The sequence below is a fragment of the Acidovorax soli genome (genome assembly GCF_900107605.1).
In the GTDB taxonomy this organism is placed as follows: Bacteria; Pseudomonadota; Gammaproteobacteria; order Burkholderiales; family Burkholderiaceae_C; genus Acidovorax; species Acidovorax soli.
The window spans coordinates 1-19278 of sequence record NZ_FNQJ01000021.1 but is presented as its reverse complement, the minus strand read 5'-3'; the positions used below and the strand labels follow the sequence as shown (position 1 = coordinate 19278).

Below are 19278 nucleotides of genomic sequence, written 5' to 3'. Positions count from 1 at the left end.
TCTGGAAATGAGATGACTGAATGGTAGCAGGAGGGCTGTCAGAGGGCGTTTGCGTGGAGGCGCCTTGCTGGACAGCGCCCGCAGAACTTGGCGTCGGCGTTGCGCCCGAACAATCGGGGGGAATTTTCAGCGCCAGGGGATTTTTCTCAGAAATGCGGGGATGGGCGATTTATTTCTCAGTTTCCTGGCCGCCGGTTCACTACCCATCTGCCCATGCAAGGGCGCTATGGCGGTCCGTTCTGTTTGTTGCTCATAAGGCGACGATGGTTGCCTTGAAGGCTTCATGCGGCAAGGGGATAGGGTGGGTTTGAAGCAAAATTGGCCTCAAGCGCTTGCTGGATAATCGCTAGCAGCTATTGAATCAGGAGCATTTGCACCGCCCGCCAGCCCGCGCACGTCGATTTGGCCGGTGACGGCGGCGGAGATCAGGGCGGTGCGGCGTTCTTGCAGGAGGGTGATGGCGGATTGGGCTTGGGCCATCAGCGCGTCAAAGCGTGCCATCTGCGTAGTGATTTCGTTCAGGATCGCTGATTGCTCGGCTATTGGTGGGAGTGCAATCCAGATGTCGCTTAACGTTCCGATGTTGATTACGTCCATGGTACCGCCCCTACTGAGAACCGAGAACTGCTCGAAGGTTACGGTGCTCCTGAGAACCTCAGCAAGAAAAAGCGGCATGACATCTTTCGCCGTACGCAAGCGAATAAGGCGTGGGTTGATGATTCCCGGCGCAGCGTCCGCTGGCACAACGGCAATCTTCCCAAACGTGCCAACACAGCTGATTAGCACATCATCTGTCCGGGTTTCGTACTGGGACAACTCTGCAAACTTGGCCTCGTCGATGTAGTAATCACCGATAGCAAAATCACCGGGGATCACCTGCTCCTGCCCGTACACCCTGTATCCAGAGCCGACGTACATATCCTTAGTCAATGCAGAGCCAAACGGGCCAGCTTTGATGTTTGAAGCAAGAAACTTGAGCCGCTTTGGCTCCCAATGCCCCGGCACTTCCCCCAGCCACTCCACGCCCGAGTCCTTCATCGGCACGTTCGGGTCCAGCCCCTTGGTCACGGCGTGGGAGATGACGGCCTGGCGCTTTTCCTGCAGCAGGCCGATCAGCTTTTCCTGCTCGGCCACCAGCGCGTCGATCTTGGCGGTTTCGCGGTCGAGGAAGGTGGCGATGGTGGTTTGTTCTTCAGTTGGAAATGCGAATCGGACTTGCCCGAGAGTGCTGCGGCTGATGCGCTGCATGGTGGTGCCGCGAGCCAAAATCTCCATGTTTGCAAAGTGCGATGCACTTGAAAGCATGTAGGCAAGATATGCCCGGGAATAACCGCTATCCGGGCGGGTGATCACGTTATCCACTGAAGTGATGATTCGTTCACCCAGATCAGGCACAACACAAGCGCGGCCTATCGGCAGGTTGAGACGCGAGATCAATACATCGCCGGGTAGCACTTCTGTGCATCGCAGTTCGTCAAACTTGGCCTGACTGATGTATCCGCTGCCTTGTTCCTTGTATCTGCCTTCGCCAACATTGCCGGTCGTGATGTACCTAATGCCGTCATCCGCCAAGTCCTTGCTCTCGACCCAGTCCCCATCGATGAAAAGTGAGCCTGGCCCCAGGGCTATCTTGGCCAATGGCATGACAGTCCAATGGCTCGGAATAGTTCCAAGCCAATCCTGACCACTGTCCTTGTACTCCGGGTATCTCGGAAAGCTCATGCCGACAGCCCCTTGATCATGTCCAGGATGCGGTCGGTTGTTTGCTTGAGATCGGCATCAATCTCCGCCAGAGGGCGCGGCGGCTTGAAGACGTAGAAGTGCCGGTTGAACGGGATTTCGTAGCCCACCTTGGTCTTTTCTGGGTCGATCCAGGCGTCCGGGGCGTGGGGCAGCACCTCACGCTTGAAATACTCGGCCACGTCTTCGGTGTAGGGCACGTTCTCGGTGTCGCGCAGGCTGGCATCGGGCTGGGGTTTGCCCTTTTGCTTGCCCTTGAGGCCCAGCACCACGTTGCCCGCTTCATCGCGCAGCGGGCGCTCGACGGTGATGGCGTGGTAGCCGAAGGCTTCGTTGTCGAAGATGCGGCTGATGGGCTTGCCGTCGTGCTCGGCCTCGGCAAAGTCGCCAAACAGGCGGGTGATGCGCTCGATGTGGGCGTCGCTGAGTTCTTTGCGCTTGGAGCCGAGGCTCTTGCGCATCTTCTGCCACATGCCGCTGGCGTCGATCAGCTGCACCTTGCCCTTGCGGGCCTCGGGCTTGCGGTTGCTGATGATCCAGACGTAGGTGCTGATGCCGGTGTTGTAGAACATGTCGGTGGGCAGACCCACGATGGCTTCACACAGATCGTTCTCCAGCACGTAGCGGCGGATTTCGCTCTCGCCACTGCCCGCGCCGCCGGTGAACAGCGGCGAGCCGTTAAGCACGATGCCGAAGCGGCTACCACCCTCGGTCGCGGGGCGCATCTTGCTGAGCAGGTGCAGCAAAAACAGCATGGAGCCATCGCTCACGCGGGGCAGGCCGGGGCCAAAGCGGCCGTTGTAGCCCTGCTGCTCGTGCTCCTTGCGCACTTCTTTTTCGACCTTCTTCCATTCCACGCCAAACGGGGGGTTGGAGAGCATGTAGTCGAACCGCTTGTGCGCATGGCCGTCGTCGCTGAGGGTGTTGCCAAAGGCGATGTTGGCCACGTCCTGGCCTTTGATCAGCATGTCGGCCTTGCAGATGGCGTAGGACTCGGGGTTGAGTTCTTGGCCAAACACTGTCAGGCGCGCCTGGGGGTTGTGCTCGGCCAGGTATTCGCCGGCGACGCTGAGCATGCCGCCCGTGCCCGCCGTGGGGTCGTAAATGGTGCGCACCACGCCGGGCTTGCTGAGGATGGCGTCGTCTTCAATGAAGATGAGGTTGACCATGAGCCGGATGACCTCACGCGGGGTGAAGTGCTCCCCGGCGGTCTCGTTGCTGATTTCAGCGAACTTGCGGATCAGCTCCTCGAACACCAGCCCCATCTGCATGTTGCTGACCACTTCGGGGTGCAGGTCGATCTGGGTGAACTTTTCTGCCACCTGGTAGAGCAGCCCGGCCTTGGCCAGCCGCTCGACCTGGGTGTGGAATTCAAAGCGCTCGAACACGTCGCGCACGGCAGGTGAGAACGCCTGCACGTAGCTGAACAGGTTTTGCGCGATGTGGTCGGGGTCGCCCAGCAGCTTTTTGAGGTCGAGCGTGGAGGTGTTGTAGAAACTCTGCCCCGCCTTGCGCAGCAGGAAGGGTTCGGGGTTGACGTCCTGTGCCTGCTTGGCCGCCAACTCGGTCAGCACGGCGGGCTTGGTCGATTCGAGCACGCAGTCGAGGCGGCGCAGCACGGTGAAGGGCAGGATGACCTTGCCGTAGTCGGATTGCTTGTAGTCGCCGCGCAGCAGGTCGGCCACGGACCAGATGAAGGCGGAGAGGGTTTGTTGGTTCATTGATGGTGGTTATACGCAGATCTCTGAGGCAACTTCGTGTTGTGCCGCAGGGGACGGGTTGTCATTCTTGGTCCGACGTACTGTCTGGGACGTATTCGAACAATTCACCTACCGGAACGCTGAAGTAGCCACACAAGGTGTTGATCGCATCCAGATCAACTCGTGTAGCCGTCTCCTGGTAGAGCAGCGTGATGGTGTTCCTATGGAGACCAGTGTCCCGCGCAAGGTCGCTGATCTTGAGCTTTCGTTCTCCCATAAGCCTGGACAGGTGACACTTGATCAAGACATTCTCCATGTAGAAATATCGCTCAGAACGACAAAAAGTCATTGACAAGGGCGATTTCGCGCTCATAATGCCATCCAGGATGACAAAAAAACGCAGTGCGTGACTTTTTTGAATCCTGATTGTCCACCATTGCAAGGAGAGAGAAATGACATCGTGTACCTATCTGACCACTGACGAGTTGTCAGACCGCATCAAGTACGACGCACGGACCATCCGGGACAGGCTCAAGGACAGCGTCCTACTTGAGGGTCGGCATTACATCCGCCCTTTCGGTGGACGCAAAACTCTCTATATCTGGGAGCACATCGAAACAGACATGACTCAGTATTCGGCCGTATGTGCAGAGGGCATACCGCTGGCCAATGGAGGTGTGATTCATGGGTAGTATCCGCCGCCTGGAAAGTAAAGGGACGCTGTTCCTGGACTTCCGATATGCGGGGCAGCGGCTGCGGGAATACACCACGTTGCCCGACACCTCAGCCAACCGCAAGCGCTTACTGAAGGTGCTGGAGCGCATCGAAGGAGAAATCGCCCTGGGCGCCTTCGATTACCAAAAAACCTTCGGCAAACCCTTGCCTGCCGTGGAGACAGACCCCCCGCAGGAGCCCATGCTTGCCGGGCCTGCACCAGGCGCGTTGAAGCAGCCTCCCAGCACAACCCCGCTGTTTAGCGACTTCGCCGAGGTGTGGTTCGTAGAGGCCGAGGTGACATGGCGGCGCAGCTACAGCATCACGCAACGCGGTGCACTGGACAAATACCTGATCCCCTTTTTCGGGGACAAGGAGGTCGGCCAGATCACCAAGGCAGACGTACTGGCATTTCGGGCTTCACTCGCCAAAGTTCCCGCCCGAAAGTCCAGCAACACCCTATCCAACCGACGCATCAACTCCATCATGAAGCCTTTGCGACAGATCCTTAACGAAGCGGCCGACCGGTTCGAGTTTACGTCCGCCTTCCGCAATATCAAACCCTTGAAGATGAAGCGCAGCGATGTCATGCCCTTCACGCTGGAGGACGTGCAGCGCATCCTGTCCACCGCGAGGGCGGACTATCGCAACTACTTCACCGTGCGCTTTTTCACAGGAATGCGAACCGGAGAGGTGCATGGTCTCAAATGGAAGTACATCGATTTCGAGCGTCGGCTCATCCTGGTGCGTGAGTCGATCGTGCTCAACGAGGAAGACGAGCTCAAGACGGATGGCAGCATGCGCGACATCCAGATGAACGAGATGGTGTTCGATGCCCTGCAGGCGCAGTTCAAGACTCGGCACCCTGACTCGGAGTATGTATTCAGCTTGCGCAGTGGCAAGCCCATTGATAACCAGAACTTCCTCAACCGGGTCTGGGCGCCGCTGCTACGTCACCTGGGGTTGGAGCACCGCAGGGCCTACCAGATGCGGCATACGGCGGCAACGCTGTGGCTTGCTGCCGGGGAAGCGCCGGAATGGATTGCGCGACAGTTGGGTCACACCAGCACCGAAATGCTGTTCCGTGTCTACAGCCGGTATGTGCCCAACCTGACGCGCCGGGACGGCTCTGCCATGGAGCGCTTGCTCAAGCAGCACATCTCGTTAGCGCCCGTCACGGGGAACGTGACCCCCGTGATCCTGGCGCTTGAGGCTTCACCGGCAGTGGCAACCACTACCTAACCACATCGCTTTTTTGAACCTACGCCAAGTGCCCGACGCGCAGGGCAGGGCGGAGCCTTGCCTGCGCCCACCCTGTAAGCCCGATTGGCCGAATCTGCACTTCGAGTGCCAAGGAGTTTCATATGACCGCATCACTTCACTTGCATCGAAACCGTAACCGCATCTCCCTCCGCACGCTCATGTCGGAGCGCGTGCAGCAACATGACTGTGACGTGATCACGCAATATCGCGACGAGATCTACGCTCGTATGCCCGATGCTGCACAGGGCGCGCTGAACGCATTCATTCGCAATCTTTTTGGCGATGATGGCCTGGTGCGTGCCTATCTTCATCCCGTGGCAACTCCTGCGGGAGAGCCGGCGACCATGCCTCTGGACCTTTGCGAACGCGCCGCAAACCAAGCGAGCCGTTACCCGAGACTGTTGCACCGCCACGAAAGAGAGTTGGCAGCAGTCGCCGCCTTTGTGCAATCCTGTGGCTACTATTGGTGTGCCTACCAACAAGTCCTGGGGCGGCCTGCTGCCCAGAATGCCGAAACCATGCGCTTCTATCGCAGCCGCATAGCCTCGGCACACAAAGCGTTACTGGAAGAGCCCCTCAGGCAACTGCGACGCTGCCACGCGGATCTGGGATACACACTTGCTCAAGTGCTGGGGATGGAACATGACGACACGGCTGACCCGCAGCAGGTAGCGCGTATACAGGCTGCGCTTGGCAGTGTGATGATGCAGATGCCTTAGCTATCAATCAAGGTGCACAAAATGAGAGTTCATGAATTGATGTCGACACCGTTCGTCGCGGAACTCATTTGCGACCGCTGTGGAACGCAGGCGCGACACGATGAGGGCGATGGCCTGAACAACTTCCTGCAGCTGGGGTTCGACGCGGGCTGGGGATCGCCCCTGGGCGATGGAACGCGGGTGGATATCGATCTTTGCCACAGTTGTTTGAAGGAAACACTGGGTCCCTGGCTGCGCCTGTCGACGTCTGCCTGGGCCTTAGCACCCAAGGGTTGACCAAGGAATCCACATGAGAAATCCGCATTATGAGTATTTGGGTAGGCGCATGCGTGAGTATCACCGCATGCAACAGTGGCGTCTTTCAGATGGCGGTCTGTTCATCCCGCACGCCTACTGGAACATGGGGCCTGAAAGTCTGTCGTATTGGGATGACGTGGGTTTCATCCTCAACGGGCGGCGCATCATCGTCTGGTGGCATCACCCTCGACACATCTATGGGGAGGCTATTTCTTCCATGGCTTGGGACGAGGCGGGTGACGGCCCACGGGATGACTGGCTCTTTGAGGGCGGGACCAAAGGCTACAAGATGGTTGGCAAGTCGAGCAAGCGGAAAAAACTGAGCAGCTTCACCAGCCGCGCACCTTCCGAGGCCCAGACACAGCACTACGCAAAGCTTCAGAAAATTGAAGAACGGCTGACCCGGGATGGGATTGACTTGGAGGTTCGGCCCTCATGGAAATGGGAGCGTCTCAGTTGGGCGATGGGTGTCAGCCTTGTGGCACCGTTTGAAGTAAGAAATGAAAAGGAGCTGGCAGAAGTGGCGCACTTGGCCCGAGAACTCATCTTGCAGAAAACCACCTTGACCCAAGAGTTTCCGGACTTTGTATACGACAAAGCAAGCTGGCTGCGCGAGCGGGCCGTACTGGCTCCCGCCCACCACACTGCCCCTGAAGTGAAGGCCTGAAGAGGTTTGAATGGACAGGGCAGTACCGGCTGTATGGCGAAGTAGTACGCAAGGAATTGATATGACGATTGACCGTGCCAGCTATCCAGGCGTGCCGGATGATTTCCCGGTGACTGCGGTTCCCTCTGCCATTGGAGGCGCCCAGCCGAAGATGAGCCTCGTTGAGGAAGATGGAAAGTTCTATGCGCCAGGTACTTCGCCCTCAGAAGTCGTGGCAGCCTTTCAGATGTGTGACGACCTGGTCTCGCAGATGGTTCCGTACTGCCAGCGAAAGCTGCCCACCTTTGAAGGGGGCCAGGAAGCGACGGTGAAGACTGCGTTAAAAGGTCTTCTGGCCAAGCGATGGTGCACAGATGCGCAGTGCGTATGGATCATGCGCAGGGTTGCGCGAGAGCTGCAGTGGCCAGTGGACGAAAGCGCTTTGGGCGTCTGAACGCTTTGGCTCGTTACCCCGGCGCTGTTGATCGAAGACCATGTGTTGACGCAAGGTGCGCTTCGCGCTGGCACGCTCATGGGATTTACCGACGAAGTGCTCTCCAATGCCATTGGACTGTAGCTCAAGACGATTTTAAGGTTGGACGCAAGACTGCAGGATCTTTGTGCGGGCACTGCAAGTGGGCTCACTTGAAGTCGGCTGTGCAGCGGAGGACTAAACCGCTCGCGCGGTAGACCGCCGCGAAGGCCCTGACGCAAAGTACACATCGCGCCCCTGTCTATGTTGGCGAGTGAGGCAACCCATGCTGGTGCGCAGGCGTTGATCGGTATCGCATGAGATCTGCTTGGCAGTTCTCTACAAGATGAAAGGAATATGCGCCATGGTGGGCTTAATTACCCTATGCCTTATCGGCGGCGTGATTACCTGGTTCGGCATATATGTGGCCACGAGCCAAACGCAACCTTCTGGCCCCTGCGCCGCCAACTACACGTTGGAGTGCATGCGTGACAACGACGGACGGTTTCTGGCCGAGGTTGTCCCGGAGCTGCCGGGAGCACGTGCCTTGGGAGCCACGGCTGAAGATGCCATGGCGAAGGCCCAGGCCGTAGCGTTGCGCGTTCTGGCCGAGCGGTTGGAGCAAGGCGAGGTCACGCCGCGCGCCATCCGCATCGAACTCCGCGTACCCGCAATGACGGTGGATGCCCCTGCCACCCCAACGTAAACATTACCCGAAGGCAAAGGCACAGATTCGAGCGCTCCTCATGTATGTCAACAGTCATCGGGCGATTCAATCATCCTAAGAAAAGACAAATTAACGGTTTGGCCTATCCGATTGACATAGCGGCATGCGTCAACCTCAACGAGTGCTCGTGACTCCATGGATTCCAGGAGAATTTCATACAGAAATGGATGCTCCAGCGGAAGCCAGTGAAGCTGGATCTGCTTGCTCTTGGTCTTCAGTTGCGATCGATGTTCCTTGGTCGGCTCAATAACAGCTTTCTCGCGACCTACCATGTCTACACGAAAGCGAACGGAGACGGGGTCGGGAAGCATTGTTCTTCGCGATTGGTAGATTGGATCCACAGAGATAGTCACGCCATCGCTGGTCCGGAAGCTCGTGGTTTCTTCCCGGTCCGTAAGCAGGCGGATCAATGCTGGCGCAGTGGTGCGTATGGCATCGATGAAGTCATCAGGGCTCAAGCCCGTCGAGGTAGACAATGTTCTCAGGTGCTTCAATGCGTTAGTCGCTTGCATGACTGTTCCAGCGAGAAGCGGATCCTCGGTGGAGGATGCTGAGTAAGGCGCTTTTCTGTCCTCAAAGAGCCTGCGCTGAAGACTGTCACAGCAGGAAACCACTAACCACTGGTCAAGTTTGCCCGGGTCTACCTCCAGAGAGTAGTACAGGCGGTCCTGTTCAGACAGCTGCCCCAAGACCGTGTTCATCGTGTTCTGCACGAGCATGATCTCCCGCTGCTCCTTGGCGGGATCTCTGGCCTTTTGCACCGAGTTGATGAACACCCGAAATATTTCTTGGTCCTTACTCATGCGCATCCATTCCAATCATGCCGTGCCATACGGCCATGGAAAACATAAGGCCATGAAAAGATCCCATGCGCAATCTGGCGGAAGGGCAAGGCTTGGATGTTTTGGTGAAAGGCTTTCTTGAGATCAGCATGTAGGGAGGTTGTTCGAGTTTCCGTTGGCGAACCCCTTCAATCGTGACGGAGGTTCCGAAGTACTGTCCTAGCTGATCTTGCGCACTTCTGGCTGAATCACTGCGCACAGTCGTAGCGCGAGAATGAGGATCAGCAACATGCTTCATTGGAACTCGAAGGACAATGCAGCTGCCAGGAACGGAGCCGTCGCTCAGCCAACGCAAAAGGTCGTCGGCCGATCCATCGGGTCGCAATGCAATGCTTTGCCCATCGCGGCAGTGCATCCATGAGCGCACGGCATTGCGCTGTGCAAACGTAGGAGCAATGTTTTGAGGTGCCAACTTTTGCCAGGAAGGTTCATCGGTGACCGTCGGCCGAATATCGCAATCCATAAAGATCTGAAGTAGCCGTGCAAGTTTGATCACCCGCGTGGCATGTTCGAGGATCAGGCGGCGACCACGGACACTTCCCAAGACAAGAAGCTGGTTGGCGATCAATACAGCACGATCGATCACTTCCAAGACGGTGGCCAAAGGGACACTGCAGCGAGAAGCCACAGCCTCGACTGGTATGCCAGTGTGAAGATCGCAGAGGATCTTGCGTACATGCATCAGGCCGATTGACGCTATTGGTGGCGGCGGCAACGCCGCCAGCAGAGATGGGGGCGGCGCTTGGCGTACAGCCAGCCCAGTGGATGTCTCGAAGAGACAAGACCACAAGAATTCCGCTTTGTTCTCACTGCGTTGTTTAGCCTTTCGCAATGCGGCAGCGGAACGTCCGGTCCAGAAGGCTGCGACTTCAGCGGTAAGTGGCCTCGTCTGCCAATAGCTGTTCAGAGAGCAGCGCAAGGCCATGTCGGGTCGGTGGAAATAGTGCTGCAGGGTTGTCGGAACTTGGGCATGTCCCACCTCAGCGGCAACTTTTTGCAACCAGGAAACGGGGCTTGGACGAGAAGAAGGCTGATCCAGCTGATGGATGATGTTGCGGTTGACCCATGCGTGCCGCAGCGTATGGAAGGAAACTGATTTGTCGCCGCAGACTTGCTTAAGAGCGCGGTTGACCAGTCGGCTGCAGGCGGCAAACATGTAGGTGCGATGGCTGCTGTGGGGATCTCCAAACAGCAGAGCAGACTTGCCATGTCTGCCCTCTTCTTCACTCTTCCTGCGCTTGATCCAGCTGGCTACGCACGCCACCCACGCCGGCTCGCCGAAGCTGCGCATCCATCGCTTCGCGCTGTAGCTTTTACCTTGATGCTGCCCTCGCCGAGGGTGGTATCGGAGTTCGATGCCTTCTTCAGTGATGACGAAGTCCTCTAGGCGTAGGGCTTGTGCCTCGCCGATGCGCAGGGGAAAAATAGCGGCAAGAGCCAGCAGCGCTTGCACACTGGCGCAGATGCGTGCATCGCTGCTGGCAGTGAGGGCAAGTTCCAGGGCCCCGTGGATTTCTTGGGACCAGACCGTGTTGGCGTGCACTACCGTGGTGTTTCCGTCACCCGAAAAAAGTACCTGCGCCATCGGCGGGGCGCCAAATGTCTGGATGCAAAACTGATGGAAGGAGGCAAGGGCCGGGCGTTGTGGGTCGCTGTTAACGGCATGCTTCAGTGCATCGAAGAAGGCGATCCACTGTTCATCGTCCATGTGAACTGCAGAGCACGGGCATTGAGTGTAGTTTTCGGAGATGAGCCCCGCGGTAGCGCTGACGTAGCGAGAGATTGTTGCGACGGAAGGATTCTTCAGGCGCACGCTGCCAACGCTAAGCAGGTGGTGCACCCACAGCAGGACCAGCGCATCGCCTTCTGTGCCTTGGCGTGCAATCAAGTCGGCGGTCATGGCCAACCTGCTGTACAGGCTTGTTCGCCAACGCTGATCAGAAAGCCGGATGTCTGTTGCCTGGTTGGGTAGAGTAAACAGGTCTTGAATCTCCTTCAGGCACCGAGCGCGGCGGTTGATGGGCGCCTCCATCTCAAGGAGTATTTCCAATGCTCCGTCGTGGGAGGGACTGAGAGCATCATCATCTGCAGCATCCCGCGTTTCCCAGTGCACGTCCTTTTGTCGTAGGTTCCATCGCGTAAGCACATCGCGGGGCAGTGCCGTGATGGGAATACTGCCCGTGAGCATCCCCAGACAAAAATTGGGGATGTGCTGATGTAGCCAGGCCAGCGCGTCGTGGAAGATGAGATGCCAGAGGTCCTTGCCCATCTGGGATTGGGCCATTGGGTAGTTCTTCAGCAATACTTGATGGAAGGAGTCCAGGTCCTTCTTGGGCAACGTTCCACTGGGGACTCGGAACAATGCGATGCGCGTGCGTGGATCGAGCGCCCGGCTATGCAGACGGTCCTGTTCATCGGACCATTGGACGTAGTGGCCGTCACAGGTGGAGTGCGATGACACCAAGGCATGAAGGAAGTTCGATAGCTCTGCGGATGAGCCCATGCCTTCGTAGAGGATGGCGCACAAGATCAGGGCATGCGAAGGCGCGAGTTGGGTCACCAGCCGGTCGGCCGATCGAATAAAGCTGTCGAAGCGAGCGACCCCGCCGGGAGCGCTGAAGGCCGGAATCAGGACTGGATTTCGTTTTGTTGTTGTCCAGGGTTGTGACAGAGATGTCATGGAGCGATTTCCTTGCTCAGGCCGGACCTGGGTCGGATGTTCAGCTCCAGTAGCACTTGGTCGATGCCTGAAATAAGGCGTTCGGTGCTGTGGTACTTGACGCGGTTGGAATTCAGTTCGTGCGTTGAGATTCCCGGCGAGAAATGGCGGAGCCAGTCTTGGATATCCTCGAATGGCATGCCCGCATCCAGCAAAAGATCCGGCAGAGAATGGCGACCAAAGTCCCGGTTGAGCTGGCTGGCTGGGCCTGTGAAAAGGACATCTGAGCTCAAGGGGACGGGGGCGCCATGCGTGTCCAGCAAAAAAAGCATGGGCAAGTTCTGGAGTTCCCTGATCTGGCGGATGAGTTGAAAGGCGGCCGAAGAGCCGGGGGCTTGCAATTTCAATAGCCGCTTATCCAGCGCGGCGATGTGCGCGTGCCAAAGCTTGAGCTGCTCGGAGAGCGCTGCTGGGATGGGGATCGGTGTCGTGCCTCGCGTGGCACTCAAGGGCTTGTCTTCCATCAAGCCGAAGGTCGTGGTGCCGCTCCAAACGCTCGCACGAAAGTCGATAAGGCGGCGGTCGCGGCCTCCGACGACAAACTGCATCAAGAGGCCGACGTAACGCGCGCACGCGTTGTGGTGCTCGATCAATGATGGCAACGAGTACCTGCGACCACACTTTTTCGCGAGCAGTTCATCGCCAGCGCTTGCAAATACTTCTTTGATCCAATCCGCCGATGGTGTCAGGCGGGAGCCGATGCGGAGGTTGGAGTTGCCACCACTTTGCGGTACTGCTGGCCCCAGGCCGACGGCGTCATAGAAGTCGGAGCAGGCCTGCCAGATCTCGCGCTCGCGTGGGCAGACGTAATGGAGATCGGATTTGTTTACCAGTTCAAGGGCAAGAGTCGCGTAGGCAGAGATATCACGCCTGTCGGTGGTCGCTAATGAAATCGATCGCGCGGAGTTCATCAGTCCGGCCAACGAAGCGCTGTGATGAACCCCCGGCAACGAGATTTTTTTGCGGCTGGTTGGTTTGTTAATGCACAGATCGGCGAGCGTGCGCAACTGGCTGTTTTGCGTGTGGGCCTCTCGCAGCATGGTGGCAACACCCTGCGGCAGTGGGCGCTTCAGGATCAGCGTGGACGCTTGATGCCGCGGGCTTGAACGTTTACCAAGACCTGCCAGTGCGAATGACAAGTCCACGTATGTTGAGCCTGCAACCGGATCGATCCAGGCCATCCAGCCTTGTCCGCTTTCTCCGGAAACCAGTGGTATTCGCTTGCCGAGGTTTAGGCCGAGGCCAACGCATAGGCAGATGAGGGTGACCAGGTCATCAGAGTGACCCTGCTGTGCTTGGTCGAGAAGAAGGACGACGGTGCGTGTGAGCTCGCTGCGGCTGAGTGTTTGGCCGGTATCTACGGCCTGGCGCTCGGTTTGACGTAGGGAGCTCAGTCGATTGGAAAGGCAGGAGGTCACCGCTGCGTTAAATGACAGTTGCGCGCTGTTCGTGGAGCAGGAGTGCAACGCCAGCAACTGCAGGAGCTTTTGATGTGCTTGCCCTTCAAGCTTGGTGACCTCCGCTTCGAACTGCTGGTTTGTCAGGATCTCGTCGTGTGATTGTTTGATGAGCTTGCGCAGTTTTTGAACGAAGCTCTTTTCTATGGAGGCTTCTTTCAGGAGGGCCGCGACTAAATGCTTGCCGACCAAGCTCTGGAGTCGATGCGCGTAAGGAAAGCTCGCAGATACGAACCACGCCCAGGCTGGGTAATCGCTCGCGAGGCCGAGCATTGCATTGGGCTGAGCAATGCAGGCGCCTGAATCGTCGCTCAACTTGCCAAGCAACGAGATATGTTGCGCGAGATGAGATCCGGCAGCGGGAACTTCGATCAGCAGTGCCGTCAGGCAGGTCAAGGTATTTTTAGCGACTAAGCCGATGCCCGGTTGATGCGGTGGCGCCGGAATGATGCTCAAAAGCAGTCGCGCAGCATCAGGCCCCTCCACGGCAACGGAGGTGTGAGCGAAAACGAAGGACGCCGGAATAGTCATAGCAACTCCATAGAAAAAGCCGGGCCGAGAAAGGGGGGAAGGGCCATGTAGGCGCGCGCGGATGCACCTCGATCGGCGCCAGCCGAGGTGTCGGGCATCAAGGGGGGCGGCGTGACGCCGCTCGTGATGTGGCTGCGCCGGCCCGAACGTGGTACGCGTCAGGCGGGCAGCATTGAAGGGGCGCGCGTGAGCGCGCCGCATTGATAGCCCCTAATCAGGGCAACTTTTGGGGCTTGGCTTTGCTGGCCTAATTTCCGGACATCGGAGATCGTTCAGTCGAACGCCCTCCACTGAGGTACAGGACGACCTCAAAGAGACTTTTGGCAAAAAAGCCATCGCGAGCAAAAGCCCACGAAATTTATATCTGCGCAGGCAGAAATATCCGGCCTAGGGGCCTTTTGCTGGGATCGGGCCCAGCTTGTTCAGGGGCCCGCAAGTATTTTTGGTGCGGCGGGCTCACACCAGCAGGCCATAAAGCTAGCTCGCGCTAATCTAGCGGAGCTGATGGCTCTTTGTCAATGCCCATTGAGCGCGTCCGATCAGAAGCTGACTGCCCGGTAACTTTATGCATGTGATCAGCAACTGGTCGATGGGACAAGAGGGCTGTTCCCTTCTGCCCTGTATTCAATCATCATCAAGGGGCAGCACGCCCTGTGGCGGTGTGGGTGGCCACTTTCCTGCGCCGCCGCGCTTTTCAAACCAGCGGTGCATGGCCACGTCTTCTAGCGCGTATTCACCGCGGGCCGACTTCCATACCAACGCGGGCATACGCTGTCGCAAACCCTCCAGCGCCCGCTGAACTTGGGTAGCGTTTACTGGGTGGCCAGTTCTTTCCCGGTAAAAGCGCAGTGCTTCGGCATCGTAAGGGCGGTATCGTGAACCTTGCGTCAGCATGCGCCACAGCACGGCCTGCTCGGTGGGCTTCAGCCCCAGGTAGTCCGACTCCATCTGCGCTTCGTCGTGGGTTTGTTGTTGTTGAGCCGCATCCAGCAATGCCGATTCAAAGCGCCCGGTCAGGGCAGCGAGGGGACTGAGCACCTGGCCCAATGCGGCCATGAAAAATGTCCGTTGTCAAGCCTTTGATGCAGACTTGCAGCGAAGCAAAAGGTCATATGGGGCAATAGGTTAGACCAGATTCTGGCCACTGCGGGCTCTTGCCACCTTTTAAGCTAGGTGCCACATGGGCGCTTCGCGGTAGCAAACGCGGGGGCATCGCAGCAGGCAAGATCGTAGCGCCAGCTTGTCGCCATCCTCGTCCATAAGCGAAAGCGCAGCCCATGGGCTGCGCTTTCGGCGTGGTGCGATGGCCGGGCCATCAGGGCTGTTTCGGTGGGACAGCCTTGACCGTCGTTCCTTTCCTGAATCCACGATCCCCAGCCATGAAGGCATCGAGCATGTGCGGGATCAACGTCGCCGCATCAACCGCTTCGCCATAGGTCTGCGCGTGCTGCGCTGCATAGCGATCGAGATCCGTTTTCAAGCGGGCTGGACATGTGAAGGTCATCTTCGTGGAATCCAAGCGGGGAAGCGGCCCCAGGCGGAGTTTCTTCGTCGTGTTCATCGAGTTCTCCCGAGTTGATAGAACATCGGCTGGTAGGGACGCAATACCAAATCGCGGGCCACGACCAGCCGCATCGGTAGTCCCGGACGCACCGTCAGCGTCGGCTGGATGTTCATGTTGCGCCGGGTCATCTCCTGCCCGACTTGGTTGATGCTGTCCTGGGCGCTGTCGCGCCCAGCAATGACGATGCGGTTACCGTCCTGGCGGTTCTCCGGCGCGGCCAACTCGGCGCCGATGCCCAGCAGCGTGGTCAGCGCCGCGCCCGCGAAGACGCGGCCCCAGTGCCAGTCCACGTCGTCCTCCAGGCCCGCATAGCCGGCCGGATCGGTGCCGACAAGGTTGTCGAGCGTCAGCGATGACGTGTCGGGCAGGATGACCCGGTTCCACACCACTTGCACACGGCTCTGCCCGTAGCTGACCTGGCTGTTGTAGCGTCCGAGGATGCGCGATCCCTGCGGAATCAGCAGGAACTTGCCCGTGGCCGTGTCATAGACCGGCTCCGTCACCGTGGCGATCACGTCGCCCGGCAAGTCCGACTTGATGCCCGTCACCAGCGCTCCCGCGATCACCGTACCGGCCATGACCTGATACGGCGACGCCGGCGTCTTCAGGTCGCCGGAATTGCGGGTTTCTGTGGAACCGGATTTCAGGAATGCCTCTTTCTGATCCTGCCCGTTCTGCGTGGTGGCCGGGTCAGCGCGCGGCGCCGCCGTCGAGGCCGGCCCGGCGGCGAGCGGATCGAAGGCAGCAAGCGTGCTTGCAGCACCAGGCGCCCCTGGCGCCGCCTGCGCCACCGTGGCGGCGGCTTGACCTGGGCGACCCGAGCGGAAGAACACCGACGAAGCCGCCGCAGCCTCTGCCTCCTTGCGCAGGGCGTCGTTCGGATCGTGGCCGGGGGCTGCGTATGCGGCCACGGCCGGCTGCTGCGAATTCACGATGGCCGGGCCGAGATCGCCCGGCAGCGGCGGCCCCAGCTCCGGCACCTTCGGCAGCTTGGAGTAGTCGGCCGGCAGGCCGTCCAGCCCTTCGGACTTCGAGATGCGATCGACGTTGTAAAGCTCGGTCTGCTCGCCCGCGCCACGTCGATGCGGCTGCAATGACCAGATCGTGGCCCCGAGCACGGCGACCGACAGGCCACCGACGAGGATGGCCAGCGTGCGCCGATTCAGGCGCGTGACCGGGCGCGGCTGGGCGCGCAGCGCCACCGCCTCGGGCGCCACCTTCCCCACCTGTGGCGTGGCAAGGTCGGGAGTGTCGTCCTGGCTCATGGTCAGTTCCTCCGCGTGCCGTCTGTGCGCTCGATCCGTACCACGTCACCCTTGTCACCGCCGAGGCGCAGCTCGGCGGCGCCGAACAGACGATCCACGATGTAGTACGGGGCACGGAAACGGTAGTTCACCAGTTGCCCGTCGCCCTGCGCGCCGATGACGAACAGCGGCGGCAGCTCGCCCTGGGCGATGCCCGGCGGGAACTGGATATAGACCTTCTCGCCGTCATCGAAGGCGCGCAGCGGCTTCCACGGCGGATTGCTGCCGCTGACCGCGTAGCGGAAACGCAGCTTCTCCAGCGACAGCCCGGCATCGACCGGCGCGGCTGCGCTAGCCGCCTGCGCCTGGCGCTGCAAGGCCAGCATTTTGTCCTTCGGATACTCCCAGGACACCGATGCCATCCATGTCTTCTCGGTCGAGGTCAACTCCAGCAGGTACGTCCTGCGGCTGGTGGTGATGACCAGGTTTGTCTTCAATCCCGAGCGGATCGGCTTCACCATCACATTGACCCGCAGCGCATCGCCGCTGCCACTCGATGTGTCCCCGACGATCCAGCGCACCGTGTCGCCGGCCGCCACTGTCACCAACTCCTCGCCCGGCTGCAACGCGATCACAGTCACGCGGCCCACGGCCGCATAGACCTGATAGAGCGCGCCATCCGTGAAAGGCCAGACCTGAATCGCATTGACGTAGCCCTCTCGCGTGGGCGCGACGCGGGCCTCGGTGTTCGCTCGCGACACGCGCACCTTCTCGTCGGCCGGCTCCGGCGCGGGCTTGACGTCTTCTGCCTGAGATGCTGGCTTCAACTGCGCCGGCATCGGCAGCACCTCGGGCATGGCAACCACCTCCACCGGCGCTGGCGGCTCGGGCAGCGGCTGGGCCTGCACCGGCTCATCGAGCGAGATAGTCGGCGGCGGCTTGCCCTGGCTGGCGCAGCCCGCCAAAGCGGCGAACATCAACAGCACAGTGGATTTACGGAAAAGGTCATTCATGGCTTTGCTCCTTCATTCGCTTCCAGTTCACGGCTCCACGACAAGCCGTTGACGTAAATGCCCAGGGGGTTCTTGCGCACGCGTTGCTCGGTGCGCGGGGTTTGCAGCACTGTCGAGATCACCGCGTTCCAGCGCTCGGTGCGGTCCAGCGCACCGTTCACAAAGCGCGTCTCCGTCCAGCGCACGTTGAAGGACTGCTCGCTGGCGCGGGTCACGCTGCTGATCTGCACCGTCACCGACTCCTTGCCGATGCGCGCGAACGGATCGTTCACGCGGGCGTACTCGTTGAGCACCACCGCGCCCTTGTCGGTCGTGTAGTCATAGGCATCCAGCCAGTTCTGCCGCACCACCACCGGGTCGATGGACAGCGAGCGCACCAGGCCGATGAAGCGGCCCAGGTGATAGGCCACCTGGGCATCGCTGGGCCGGTACGGCGTGGCGGCTTCGCCCACGGCGCGCACCTGGCCCGCGTTGTCCACCTCGATGACGTAGGGCGTGACGATGGACTGCGCCGAGCGCCACACCAGCCCGCCCGCCATCAGCACGGCCAAGGTGAGACACCCAAAGGCCATAAAGCGCCAGTTCTTCGCCTGAACGCGGGCCGAGCCAATGCGCTCGTCCCAGACCTGGGCAGCGGATTGGTACGGTGTGGCAGGCTGCGGTGTGTCGGCATAGCGCACCTGCGGTCGTTTGAATCGCATGGGAGTTCTCCTTATGAATCGGAATCACGCAGGCTTGGCCCCTGGCTGGAGCTGCCACCATCGCCACCGCGCAGCGCGTGGGCGGTGGTCGTTGCGGCGTGGGTAAGCTGCTGTCTGCGATGCAGGCGCTTGGCCCAGGCGGGCTGTTCAGCCGCTGCGGGCGAATCTGCGGCGCCCGCGCTGGACACCGATGCCTCATCAGGTCGGAATGCCGAGGCCATGCGCCCCTTCATCGAGCGCGCTCCATCCGCCAGCTTCTGACCTGCAGCCTGCGCGCCGACTTTGGCCACGCTGCCCACCCCCGCGGCGGCGCCTTTGATGCCACCCCCCGCGGCGGTGGAGCCTTCAGCGAAAGCAGCCTTGGCACCACGCGCACCGCTGGCTGCAAGCCGCGCCGCGCCGGGAGCCATGCGTGCGCCGGCAGCCACCGCGCCAGCGGTGCCGGCAGCAGCGGCGCCAACGCCAAGGGCGGCGCCTGCCGCGCCCAGCGTTGCTCCAGCCATGGCTCCCGCACCAAGCTGCGGCCCACCAGATACCAGCCCAGTGGCGATGCCAGGCCCAAAGATGCCCAGGGCAAGCATGGAGAGCGAGGCCAGCATGATGACCAGCGCCTGGTCAATGGAGGGCTCGGCCCCTGCGGGAATGTTGAACTCCGAAAAAAGCCCCGTTCCAATCCCCACGATGACCGCCAGCACCAGCACCTTGATGCCCGAGGACACCACATTGCCCAATACCTTCTCGGCCAGGAAGGCCGTCTTGTTCCACAGCGCGAACGGCACCAGCACGAAGCCCGCGAGCGTGGTCAGCTTGAACTCGATCAACGTCACGAAAAGCCCCCGATGGCCAGGTCAAATTCCCCCACCCTTGGCCACCCCAAATTCCCCCAGGCAGGACGACCAGATTATGACGACTCGGGTGTGATGGCGATG

The 19278-nt window shown here is 59.8% G+C and carries 18 protein-coding genes and 1 pseudogene; 7 read left to right on the top strand and 12 right to left on the bottom strand.

What is annotated here, in order from left to right; translation table 11 throughout:
* Nucleotides 1-324: 324 nt before the first annotated feature.
* From BLW02_RS13415 to BLW02_RS13405, 3 genes are all read right to left on the bottom strand, one after another.
* Nucleotides 325-1722, bottom strand: a complete 1398-nt coding sequence (locus BLW02_RS13415) for a restriction endonuclease subunit S (RefSeq protein ID WP_092699367.1) — start codon at nucleotides 1720-1722, stop codon at nucleotides 325-327.
* Nucleotides 1719-3461, bottom strand: coding sequence for a type I restriction-modification system subunit M (locus BLW02_RS13410; protein WP_092699365.1), 1743 nt, complete (start codon nucleotides 3459-3461; stop codon nucleotides 1719-1721). Before BLW02_RS13410 ends, BLW02_RS13415 begins: the two co-directional genes overlap by 4 nt.
* Nucleotides 3462-3522: 61 nt before the next feature.
* Complete coding sequence (locus BLW02_RS13405) at nucleotides 3523-3717, bottom strand: helix-turn-helix domain-containing protein (protein ID WP_335622319.1); 195 nt, start codon at nucleotides 3715-3717, stop codon at nucleotides 3523-3525.
* Between the two features lie 175 nt (nucleotides 3718-3892).
* Between BLW02_RS13405 and BLW02_RS20230 the strand changes: the two genes are divergently transcribed.
* From BLW02_RS20230 to BLW02_RS13375, 7 genes are all read left to right on the top strand, one after another.
* Nucleotides 3893-4132: a hypothetical protein gene (locus BLW02_RS20230; RefSeq protein WP_026437435.1), complete on the top strand. Its 240-nt coding sequence runs from the start codon at nucleotides 3893-3895 to the stop codon at nucleotides 4130-4132.
* Nucleotides 4125-5396: a site-specific integrase gene (locus BLW02_RS13395; protein ID WP_086926343.1), complete on the top strand. Its 1272-nt coding sequence runs from the start codon at nucleotides 4125-4127 to the stop codon at nucleotides 5394-5396. Before BLW02_RS20230 ends, BLW02_RS13395 begins: the two co-directional genes overlap by 8 nt.
* A 122-nt stretch (nucleotides 5397-5518) precedes the next feature.
* Complete coding sequence (locus BLW02_RS13390) at nucleotides 5519-6136, top strand: hypothetical protein (RefSeq protein WP_139285381.1); 618 nt, start codon at nucleotides 5519-5521, stop codon at nucleotides 6134-6136.
* A gap of 21 nt (nucleotides 6137-6157) precedes the next feature.
* The gene (locus BLW02_RS19715) at nucleotides 6158-6412 is read left to right on the top strand and encodes a hypothetical protein (RefSeq protein ID WP_139285380.1); all 255 of its coding nucleotides are present in this window, start codon (nucleotides 6158-6160) and stop codon (nucleotides 6410-6412) included.
* Nucleotides 6413-6425: 13 nt separating this feature from the next.
* Nucleotides 6426-7100, top strand: a complete 675-nt coding sequence (locus BLW02_RS13385; protein ID WP_232476454.1) for a hypothetical protein — start codon at nucleotides 6426-6428, stop codon at nucleotides 7098-7100.
* Between the two features lie 61 nt (nucleotides 7101-7161).
* On the top strand, nucleotides 7162-7533 hold the full coding sequence (locus BLW02_RS13380; protein WP_232476455.1) for a hypothetical protein: 372 nt from the start codon (nucleotides 7162-7164) through the stop codon (nucleotides 7531-7533).
* Between the two features lie 502 nt (nucleotides 7534-8035).
* A complete protein-coding gene (locus BLW02_RS13375; RefSeq protein ID WP_066785945.1) occupies nucleotides 8036-8257 on the top strand; it encodes a type II toxin-antitoxin system HicB family antitoxin in 222 nt (73 codons plus the stop codon).
* Nucleotides 8258-8304: 47 nt separating this feature from the next.
* On the opposite strand, the gene BLW02_RS13370 is transcribed toward BLW02_RS13375, so the two are convergent.
* The 9 genes and pseudogenes from BLW02_RS13370 to BLW02_RS13330 form a co-directional block, all read right to left on the bottom strand.
* Nucleotides 8305-9081 carry a hypothetical protein gene (locus BLW02_RS13370; RefSeq protein WP_086926340.1) on the bottom strand — a complete coding sequence of 259 codons (777 nt, stop codon included), beginning with the start codon at nucleotides 9079-9081 and terminating at the stop codon, nucleotides 8305-8307.
* Nucleotides 9074-11800, bottom strand: coding sequence for a site-specific integrase (locus BLW02_RS13365; RefSeq protein ID WP_139285379.1), 2727 nt, complete (start codon nucleotides 11798-11800; stop codon nucleotides 9074-9076). The genes BLW02_RS13370 and BLW02_RS13365 overlap by 8 nt, the downstream gene beginning before the upstream one ends.
* Nucleotides 11797-13827: a hypothetical protein gene (locus BLW02_RS13360; RefSeq protein WP_092699363.1), complete on the bottom strand. Its 2031-nt coding sequence runs from the start codon at nucleotides 13825-13827 to the stop codon at nucleotides 11797-11799. The genes BLW02_RS13365 and BLW02_RS13360 overlap by 4 nt, the downstream gene beginning before the upstream one ends.
* A 624-nt stretch (nucleotides 13828-14451) precedes the next feature.
* Nucleotides 14452-14883 carry a hypothetical protein gene (locus tag BLW02_RS13355; RefSeq protein ID WP_208859735.1) on the bottom strand — a complete coding sequence of 144 codons (432 nt, stop codon included), beginning with the start codon at nucleotides 14881-14883 and terminating at the stop codon, nucleotides 14452-14454.
* Nucleotides 14884-15142: 259 nt separating this feature from the next.
* Complete coding sequence (locus tag BLW02_RS13350; RefSeq protein WP_092699361.1) at nucleotides 15143-15388, bottom strand: DUF2274 domain-containing protein; 246 nt, start codon at nucleotides 15386-15388, stop codon at nucleotides 15143-15145.
* Nucleotides 15385-16656, bottom strand: a complete 1272-nt coding sequence (locus BLW02_RS13345) for a TraB/TrbI/VirB10 family type IV secretion system protein (protein ID WP_092699359.1) — start codon at nucleotides 16654-16656, stop codon at nucleotides 15385-15387. The genes BLW02_RS13350 and BLW02_RS13345 overlap by 4 nt, the downstream gene beginning before the upstream one ends.
* A 2-nt stretch (nucleotides 16657-16658) precedes the next feature.
* Nucleotides 16659-17648: a P-type conjugative transfer protein TrbG gene (gene trbG / locus BLW02_RS13340; protein WP_092699357.1), complete on the bottom strand. Its 990-nt coding sequence runs from the start codon at nucleotides 17646-17648 to the stop codon at nucleotides 16659-16661.
* A complete protein-coding gene (trbF, locus tag BLW02_RS13335; protein WP_092699355.1) occupies nucleotides 17645-18349 on the bottom strand; it encodes a conjugal transfer protein TrbF in 705 nt (234 codons plus the stop codon). The genes trbG and trbF overlap by 4 nt, the downstream gene beginning before the upstream one ends.
* 11 nt (nucleotides 18350-18360) lie before the next feature.
* Nucleotides 18361-19182: pseudogene (locus BLW02_RS13330) on the bottom strand (type IV secretion system protein); the annotation flags it as partial.
* Between the last annotated feature and the right edge of the window lie 96 nt (nucleotides 19183-19278).

Excerpts from the sequence above, each read along its gene's own strand:
- BLW02_RS13350 (WP_092699361.1), bottom strand. The coding sequence starts at position 15,388 with ATGAACACGACGAAGAAACTCCGCCTGGGGCCGCTTCCCCGCTTGGAT.
- BLW02_RS13390 (WP_139285381.1), top strand. The coding sequence starts at position 5,519 with ATGACCGCATCACTTCACTTGCATCGAAACCGTAACCGCATCTCCCTC.
- BLW02_RS13360 (WP_092699363.1), bottom strand. The coding sequence starts at position 13,827 with ATGACTATTCCGGCGTCCTTCGTTTTCGCTCACACCTCCGTTGCCGTG.
- BLW02_RS13370 (WP_086926340.1), bottom strand. The coding sequence starts at position 9,081 with ATGAGTAAGGACCAAGAAATATTTCGGGTGTTCATCAACTCGGTGCAA.
- BLW02_RS13345 (WP_092699359.1), bottom strand. The coding sequence starts at position 16,656 with ATGAGCCAGGACGACACTCCCGACCTTGCCACGCCACAGGTGGGGAAG.
- BLW02_RS13405 (WP_335622319.1), bottom strand. The coding sequence starts at position 3,717 with ATGGGAGAACGAAAGCTCAAGATCAGCGACCTTGCGCGGGACACTGGT.
- trbG (WP_092699357.1), bottom strand. The coding sequence starts at position 17,648 with ATGAATGACCTTTTCCGTAAATCCACTGTGCTGTTGATGTTCGCCGCT.
- trbF (WP_092699355.1), bottom strand. The coding sequence starts at position 18,349 with ATGCGATTCAAACGACCGCAGGTGCGCTATGCCGACACACCGCAGCCT.
- BLW02_RS13385 (WP_232476454.1), top strand. The coding sequence starts at position 6,426 with ATGAGAAATCCGCATTATGAGTATTTGGGTAGGCGCATGCGTGAGTAT.
- BLW02_RS13410 (WP_092699365.1), bottom strand. The coding sequence starts at position 3,461 with ATGAACCAACAAACCCTCTCCGCCTTCATCTGGTCCGTGGCCGACCTG.
- BLW02_RS13355 (WP_208859735.1), bottom strand. The coding sequence starts at position 14,883 with ATGGCCGCATTGGGCCAGGTGCTCAGTCCCCTCGCTGCCCTGACCGGG.
- BLW02_RS13395 (WP_086926343.1), top strand. The coding sequence starts at position 4,125 with ATGGGTAGTATCCGCCGCCTGGAAAGTAAAGGGACGCTGTTCCTGGAC.
- BLW02_RS13380 (WP_232476455.1), top strand. The coding sequence starts at position 7,162 with ATGACGATTGACCGTGCCAGCTATCCAGGCGTGCCGGATGATTTCCCG.
- BLW02_RS19715 (WP_139285380.1), top strand. The coding sequence starts at position 6,158 with ATGAGAGTTCATGAATTGATGTCGACACCGTTCGTCGCGGAACTCATT.
- BLW02_RS13375 (WP_066785945.1), top strand. The coding sequence starts at position 8,036 with ATGCGTGACAACGACGGACGGTTTCTGGCCGAGGTTGTCCCGGAGCTG.
- BLW02_RS13365 (WP_139285379.1), bottom strand. The coding sequence starts at position 11,800 with ATGACATCTCTGTCACAACCCTGGACAACAACAAAACGAAATCCAGTC.
- BLW02_RS20230 (WP_026437435.1), top strand. The coding sequence starts at position 3,893 with ATGACATCGTGTACCTATCTGACCACTGACGAGTTGTCAGACCGCATC.
- BLW02_RS13415 (WP_092699367.1), bottom strand. The coding sequence starts at position 1,722 with ATGAGCTTTCCGAGATACCCGGAGTACAAGGACAGTGGTCAGGATTGG.